General features: G+C 47.8%; 3 protein-coding genes. All 3 read right to left on the reverse strand.

Annotated features, from left to right (window positions below):
• Positions 1–7: 7 nt before the first annotated feature.
• Positions 8–928 carry a sce7725 family protein gene (locus tag AC23NW_RS30770; protein WP_487454351.1) on the reverse strand — a complete coding sequence of 307 codons (921 nt, stop codon included), beginning with the start codon at positions 926–928 and terminating at the stop codon, positions 8–10.
• A gap of 378 nt (positions 929–1306) precedes the next feature.
• The gene (locus tag AC23NW_RS30775; protein ID WP_487454352.1) at positions 1307–2194 is read right to left on the reverse strand and encodes a T9SS type B sorting domain-containing protein; all 888 of its coding nucleotides are present in this window, start codon (positions 2192–2194) and stop codon (positions 1307–1309) included.
• A 66-nt stretch (positions 2195–2260) separates the two neighbouring features.
• Positions 2261–6076 (reverse strand): Ig-like domain-containing protein (locus AC23NW_RS30780; protein ID WP_487454353.1); only part of this gene is annotated, 3816 nt, incomplete at its 5' end.

Here is a 6076-nt window from a genome sequence, read left to right on the forward strand (position 1 = left end):
CTTCCGTTTATAGAAACTGCTGCATGAGTTCAAGGTGATGTTTCAGGCAAACCTTTTTCAGACCACCCATATCCGGAAAGCTCCGGTGCTCGTAATAATTTTCAAAGTCTTTAATACCGGCAGTTTTGGAGTTCAGCCCGTATGCCTGGATAAACTTCATAAGCTTCTCGAGCGCTTCGCTGAACCGCGACGTAGTACAGACTGTTGTATCCTCCGCTTCTTCAGAAATAAAGTGAGCAATCCGGACAGCTTTACGGGTTGCAAACGTAAAATGAATAGCCACTGCCTTAGGTCCTCCCAACTTCTCGATATAATTCTGCCCTACCGTTAATAAGTCGCCGAAACCTTGATATCCCAGTTGGCGATAGGTTATAGGCAGGTCGCTAAAAAATTCAAACGGAGGGTGGTTTGTCACTGGCACACGCCGGACAAAGCCGTCCCGTATCAGAACCCGTGGATAACCGGTGAATCGTTCACGGTAAGACTCTGATGTATGATTATCAAAAAAGATGTGGTATTTCACCGAATCATCGTACAGCAGCTTTGACACGTTCACACAATCGGCCTGATGGATGATAACTTTCGGTAATGCCGGATACACGTCAAAATAATACTCGATTAAATCAGGCTGGGTATCAGGTGTTACTATAATTCCCAACATACCCCGCTGAAAATTCTTCCGTATCTTTTTCAGAATAGATGTTTCGATTGCATAACGTCCTGCTGCCGTTGTCAGCGCCCCCACTGTCGGATTCACCACTAATACAAATGGTACGCCTTGCTCAGTTAATTTCCGGAACGGATTTACCCGCCCTGTCTGTATCGGTTCTACAATTGGTATGGTATGTGAATAATATGAATTTCTGGTATATAGTTCTGTTAAAGCCAGTAGTTCACTTTGGTGTCCGCGTAAATAAGGGAAATACATAGCGAATAGATATTAACTTTTATTTACCGGTTAATATCATTACGACGTATAATGTAACGGGCGCACCCGTGTTTTTTTTACAACCTTATTCCAACAGGCTGTAAATCAGCGAAACCAAATCAAGACATTATATAAATAACATACAAATATTAATAACCTGATTCTCCTGCCGGCCACTGTGCCTGATCAGCCTTAAAAGCTCATCCTCAAAAAAAAATAAAAAAAATGTCATTTCCCTGTTACATTTTGTTTTCGGGCCTTATTAACCCTTGTAGACAGTCCATCAAGATGTTTACTCTTTTACTTGCTTTAGGTGCTAAAAAAACGACTCCCCGTATTGAGAGTCGTTTTTTTCTTTTAAGGCTATTTACCGCTTAATTATCGCGAAATCGTCAGATAGTGCGTTATTTTACGGCCATCGCTTAATTTAACGATGTAGAAATAAGTTCCATCCGGCAGGTTCTGTCCGGTTGTACTTCTTCCATCCCAGTCATTCTGATAATCATCGCTGGTAAATACGACAGCGCCATATCGGTTGAATACTTTGAGGTCAACGGTTAACCCTTTTGTATTTTTGATCAAAAACTTATCGTTTACCAAATCACCGTTGGGAGAAAAACCTTCCGGAATAAATAATGGCTCGTCGGCAGTAAGATCCGTTGGGCCGGCGGCATTAGTACAAACCTTGTTCATCGATTCAATGGAAAGGTTGGTATACACGCCTCCTGATTTAGCGACCTTTGTCGTATACCCTTTGCCGGTTTCCGAAAGCATCCACTCTTCCATTACGGTTTTAGGCAGACTCTTATCCGTTAACCAAACAATTGTCGTTGCCGTCGTGCTTTTCGTATCGACGTCAAACTCAATCGTTGCAATAGGCATCCAGTCGGTCTGTACCTTCTGCGCCTTCAATCCATCACCGTTGTAAAAAATATTCAGCGACACAATACCTGTTGCGGCGCTCTCCTGCGAGCCATTCAGGTTCTGCACCCCGTAGTCATTACTCCCCGAGAAATTCAGTTGCTTAACGAGAACCGGACTTTTAAACACTTTAGAATCGTACTGGAACCGGAAGTTTGCATTCCCGATCAGAAATGACGTTGTCGCAGACGACGCCTTGATTTCCAGATCGACCTGTGCTTTCTGTGTCGTACAGTTGATGCTTTTCTGTGTTATCCGCAAATCATACTGACCGTTTTGGCCGTATACACGCTCTGCCAATAAGGCACTGACAGCGATTAGGCATGAGACCAGAATCTTTTTCATATGCTCAATGGGTTTTATCATGATTGAGGAGCAGACCGGATTATCACCGGTCTGCTAATCTGTTCATCAGTGAGGTACGCGTGAATAACGACCATTATTTTTCTTCCACAACACACTATCCTCAGCATTCACGTCGGCGTCCATGTTGAAGTCGCCATACAAATACTGAAGGAACTGACCGCTTTGCGATTGCCACAGTTGCGAATCCTTCGAGTTGATGTCGAAGTTATCACTAAACGTATTCTTCTTACCATCAGCCGCATACATGAGCCACTTATTACCAATCTGAATCTGACCGTATGATGGTGGATCCAGGACGATATACGAATCCTGCGCCGTGAAGTCAAAACTGATCGCATTATTCGTTACGGCCACTTTCTGCGGAGACATTACCCCTACGTGGTTGCGATGTTCAATCACTACATAGTAGCTGCCGGTTGGCAGGTTAAAGCAAGGCTGTACAAACGTGATTCTGCCATCATCATGTAACAAGCCTGCTGCCCGCCAGACTGAGGTCGGCGACTGTTCGTTACTACGCAGAGACACAAGCACCCAATCAACTACCGTTGAAGCATATGTAAAGCTTACCGGGGTTCCTTCCGTTCCTGTGTAATTCCACGGTGCCACGTTATATGGCTGTCCTGCCGGAGTACTAAAGGCAAAGGTTGTTGATATTGGCCGCTGACCTGGCAATAATCCATATTGGTTCAGCGTCGTATTCATCTTACCGGTCAGCGCATTATACGGTCCTTCAAGTAAGACTTTCACATTGACCGTCACGCAAGTTGTCGAGTTCGGGTTAATTATAATGTATGCTGTTGCCTGTACACAACTAAAGGAGTTACAGACCTTATAAACAAACTGATCGTTACCGGTGTACCCTGCAATAGGTGTATAGCTGAACGTACCATTTGTGCTAATACTAACCTGCCCATGCGCCGGAGCCTTTATCGGCTGTGTTGCATAGATTAGCGTAGTATTGGTCGGGTCTGTATCATTACTTGAGATATTTCCGCTTATCGGTACATTGACAGTCGTAGAGTAATAATCATCTACCGCAATAGGCTCTCCGGTTATAATATCACTGACATAAACAGTCACGATTGCCGTATCACAAAGTGCAGGTGTACCTAAATCACAGATACTGTACTTAAATTTATCTGTACCCTTAAAATTAGGTGCAGGCGTGTAAGTAAATCTACCAGTCTGCGTATTAAGCACAGCCGTACCATTTAGCGGATTTGTAATCAACGTCGGCAAAGCAGCTAATTGGCCATCGCCTGGTTTCGGTGCATCCGGATCGCTATCATTTGCTTTAACATTGATCGTTACCGGCGTATTGATGAACGTCTTCACGTTATCATTATTGGCAACCGGCCTGTTGTTCACATCTGGATTTCTCTCCGGCAACACCTTAATTGTCACCAGTGCCGTCGCACAGCTACTCGGTGTATTACATGCCCGATACGGGAACGTAACGGTTCCGGTAAAGCCGGTTGGCGGTGTATACGTATAGCTACCATTGCTGGTGAGCGTTACCGTACCTGATGCCGGCTGCCCCAGTAACGTAGCCGTTAGTGGCAGACCATAGCCATTATCATTCGTCAACACATTACCTGGCACCGGCTGATTAACCGGTGTTGTGTTTATATCATCAATGGCCAGCGGCGTTTGTGCCGGATTACCAAGGATCGTAACAGGTACCCGTACGGTGTCACACAGATTAGTGCGGTTGTTACATAAGATGACACAGATCTGATCACTCGTACTGTTCACACCCGGATTCGGCGTGTATGATACACAAACCTGTTTAGGCAGTTCGATCGCATTTACAGTTGCAGTCCCCTTAGTTGGTCCTGAGCAAATTAAAGCAGTGTGCGTACCCGTCTCAACATCTTTGTACGGTAAACATACTTGCTTGGTCTGGCCTGGCTTCACTACAATTGGCGCATTTGTCAGAATTGGCTTAGATGGCTTCTGCGTTTCCGTAATTGTAATCGGTACAACTGCTGAACTACAGCGATTCAACTGATCACAAACCGTCACACACACTGTATCTGAGCCCGGAATGCCTGTAGTATTATTGTAGGTAATACACAGTTGTCCGTTCACAATTGCTACCGTTGCTATTCCTTTTTGCGGAGCACCACATATAGTTGCCGTGAGCTGATCTGTTGGAGATACCTTCAGAACAGGCGTACAAACGGTTGTCGACGTACTTTGTGGCAGTGTAATCGGCGTCACTACAATCTGAGGATTTCCGGTTGGCGGATTAAACGGATCAACAACTGTAATTGGTACCCGAACGGTATCGCAAAGGCCAGTCTGATCACAAACTATCAGACACACCTGATCTTCACCCACATAGTCGGTTGCAGGCGTATATGTATAGCATACCTGATGCGTAACATTGTTCACCGAAGCACTCACTGTTCCATGTGCAGGCTGGCTACAAACCGTAACGGTGTGGCTATCTGTCGGCGTGTCAATGATCGGCATACAGGCAATAACCGGTGTATTTTTTTCCGTTGTTTGTGATTGCCCTATCACCACCGGTGCCTTGAGACACACGGCTGACGTACTAAGCACAGTAGCTACGCGTGGCGCACTGGTACAACCGTTCAGCGTTTGTGTTACGGTATAGCTTAGTAACCCACTGGCTGCAGGCAAGGCTGTCACCGACGAACCGGTTACACCCGTTAAGCCCGGACCAGACCATGTAAATACAGCACCTGTTGCCCCCGTTGCCGATAATGTCAGACTGGCGGTATTACAAATTGTGGCAGACGATGGCTGTATTGTCGGCGCGACGAGCGTACACGGTGTTGGCAGAATCGTGATCGGGATGATCACCTGTGTACACTGACCCGTCTGGTCACACACCTGCACACACATCGACGTACTACCCGGCACGCTGCCTGGTGTGTAGGTCACACACAACACATGCGTCGTGTTATTGACCCCTACCTGTGCACCTCCTAAGCCCGGCGCACCGCATACCGTGGCAGTGTGGCTGTCGGTCGGCGTATCAGTAATACCCGTACATACCACTACCGGCTCATTCGGACGCGTCACAATCGACGGCGGAACCACTACCGGCGGTGTATTCGGCCCCGGCGGAACCGGATTCACAATCGTTACCGGAACACTCACCTGCGTACACAGACCAGTCTGGTCACACACCCGCAGACAGAAACTGTCATTGCCCGTCTCGCCCGCATTCGGCGTGTAGGTCAGACATACTTCATGCGTCGTATCATTCACCGTAGCCGATACCGAGCCTTTACCCGGACTGCTGCATACAGTAAACGTATGTGTATCTGCCACATTCGGGTCGATAATCGGCAGACATACCGTTGCCGGCTTGTTTACCGACGTTACCACCGGAATCACTACTACTACCGGAGGCTGACCGGTCGGCTGGGTTGCGCTTTCCGGTATCACTGTAATCGGAATAATCGTCTGCGTACAGTTACCGTAGCTGTCACATACCTGCACACAGGCCGTTGTCGGACCTGAGAACGTGGCTGTCGGTGTATAGGTCAGGCATACTTCGCGGCTGTTGCTGTTGGCACTCACTATGGCTGTGCCGCTTACCGGCTGACCACAGATGCTGGCCGTAAAGCTGTCCGGCTGATCACCGTCGGCCACCGGCATACAGACTGTCACCGGCTTGCCCTGCGGGGTTACCACCGGCTTGCCCACCAGCACCGGCGGCTGACTGGCCGGCCGTTGCACATCAATGCTCAGCGTGGCATTAGCACACTTGCCCGCCGTGTTGCAGACCGTGTACGGATAGCTGTCAGGACCCGCATAACCGCCCGCCGGTGTGTACGTGTAGCTGCCGCTGGTAGCCACCACTATCGTCCCGTGTACCGTCGG

This window comes from Arsenicibacter sp. R0_47 (genome assembly GCF_057652235.1).

Bases quoted from the DNA above. Each gene is read 5' to 3' on its own strand.
- AC23NW_RS30775 (WP_487454352.1), bottom strand. From the start codon at position 2,194: ATGAAAAAGATTCTGGTCTCATGCCTAATCGCTGTCAGTGCCTTATTG.
- AC23NW_RS30770 (WP_487454351.1), bottom strand. From the start codon at position 928: ATGTATTTCCCTTATTTACGCGGACACCAAAGTGAACTACTGGCTTTA.